This is a genomic window from Corallococcus sp. 4LFB (genome assembly GCF_046520365.1).
Classification (GTDB): Bacteria; Myxococcota; Myxococcia; order Myxococcales; family Myxococcaceae; genus Corallococcus; species Corallococcus caeni.
The window spans coordinates 1-1,833 of record NZ_JBKGHJ010000902.1 but is presented as its reverse complement, the minus strand read 5'-3'; the positions used below and the strand labels follow the sequence as shown (position 1 = coordinate 1,833).

Sequence of the window (1,833 nt, the reverse complement as noted above, 5' to 3'; positions counted from 1 at the left end):
CCGCGGCCCGCCAGACCCGGCCCACCAGCGCCATCACGTCCAGCCAGGCGGCGTGCTTCTCCTTGGCGGGATCCACGGCCGGAGCCGCGGGAGCGCCTCGGCGGGCGTGCCCCCTTCGGCCGGCGTGGCACCCTCGGCCGCGCCTTCCGCGGCCGGAGCCTCGGAGGGAGCAGCCTCCGTGGAGGCAGCGGCTTCCGGCGCCGCGCCCTCCGCGTCCGCTTCCGGCAGGGCCGGCTTCGGCTGACGCTGCACGCGCAGGAGCGTGGTGATGAGCCGGCCACGCGTGTTGAGGTCCAGGTCGTCGAGCGACTTGAGGTTCATGGGCCGCAGCGAGCGGACGATGGCCTCCAGCGGACCCTTCTCCGCCGCGAAGTCGTTCTTGGAGAGCGCCTTTTCCAGGACGCTCAGCTCGGCGATGACGCGCTGGCCGGGCCCCACCGGGCCCGCGTCGCGATCACGGCCACGGCCTTCACCCCGGCCGCGCCCTTCACCCCGGCCACCGCCAGGACCGCCACGACCGCCGAAGCCTCCCGGTCCGTCACGACGGGGCCCCTGGCCCGGCGCGCCCCCGTTCGGACCGCGTCCACCCGGACGCGATCCACCGCTTCCATTCTCCTGAGCCACGTGAATCTCCCGCTAGAACGCGTAGCGAATGTTGGGCGCCACCGCGAACCCGAAGGCGCCCTTGGAGGCGAGGTAGTTCCCCACGACCTCCAGCCCCACCGAGAAGTGGCGCAGCCGCGTGTAGTACTCCACTCCGGGCCCGGCAAACACAAGAATGTCGGAATCCGGGAGGAGCTTCTTGGGAGAGAACATCGCGTAGCCCACGCCGGCGCGGGCGTAGATCCACGTCCGCTTGACCTCCTGGCTGTCGGCGAAGCCCACCAGGCGGGCGCGCAGCACGGCCCCGGGGACCAGCATGGTGAAGTCACCGGACGCGGCGCCCTGCGAGTAGCCGACGTATTCGGCGCCCGCGCGGTTGGCGGAGCCCATGAAGAAGACACCCAGCGACAGGCGCTCGCCCAGGTCCACGCCCAGCTCCACCTGGGCCATCTGGCCGGAGGAGAAGGGCCGCGGGCCGGAGTCCGCGGGCGGGTTGGTGATCCACGACGGACCGCCATACACGCCGAAGTACACACCGCGCTCGACCTCGTTGAAGGTCACCGCGGGCCGGTCCTTCATCGCGTTGGAGCCGGCGCTGGGGGTGTCCTGTGCGCCCGCCATCGCGGGAAGGAGGAACGTGGCGCACAGGGCAAGAGGAGCAAGTTTCTGCATGGAAGGCGGCCTGGTGGGGGGCAGGCCTCCCGCGGGGGCGGGAGGGTGAATGGAAGAAGCGGGCAGCCCCGTGTCCAGGACCGCCCGCGCGGATGACGGATGTGTTGAGTCTACGTCAGTCACCGGCCTGCTTGAAGATGAACGGGTAGGTGACGATCACGGAGCCTCCACCCTTGGGCTCCGGGAACTTCCAGGTGCGCACGCGGCCGGCCACGCAGGTCTCCAGGTCCGAGTTGCCCGCCGTGGACTGCGCGACGTTGGACGTGGCCACCGAGCCGTTGGCGCTGATGATGAACTTCACGGACACCTTGCCGCCCAGCTTGGGGAAGCGGTTGAGCAGGCTCTCGTAGCAGTAGCGGATCTGCCCGCGGTTGCGCTGGATGACCTGGCGGATGAGCTCCTTGTCCAGCGAGCCCATGACCTCCGGATCCGACGAGGTGATGCCCACGTCCACGCTCTGCTTGCCGCCGAGCGTGCCCACGCCGGTGCCGTAGCTGCCGCTGCCGCCGCCACGGCCCTTGGTGCCGATGCCGCCGATGCCGATGCTGTCACCGGTGC

Annotated in this window: 2 protein-coding genes and 1 pseudogene; all 3 read right to left on the bottom strand. The window is 70.9% G+C overall.

What is annotated here, in order from left to right; translation table 11 throughout:
* A pseudogene (locus ACLEQD_RS42595) lies at positions 1-438 on the bottom strand (DEAD/DEAH box helicase); the annotation flags it as partial.
* Positions 439-636: 198 nt separating this feature from the next.
* Positions 637-1,275: an adventurous gliding motility protein CglE gene (gene cglE / locus ACLEQD_RS42590; protein WP_410391681.1), complete on the bottom strand. Its 639-nt coding sequence runs from the start codon at positions 1,273-1,275 to the stop codon at positions 637-639.
* 115 nt (positions 1,276-1,390) lie between these two features.
* A partial coding sequence (locus ACLEQD_RS42585; protein ID WP_410391680.1) for a TonB family protein occupies positions 1,391-1,833 on the bottom strand: 443 nt, incomplete at its 5' end.

Bases quoted from the DNA above. Each gene is read 5' to 3' on its own strand.
- cglE (WP_410391681.1), bottom strand. From the start codon at position 1,275: ATGCAGAAACTTGCTCCTCTTGCCCTGTGCGCCACGTTCCTCCTTCCC.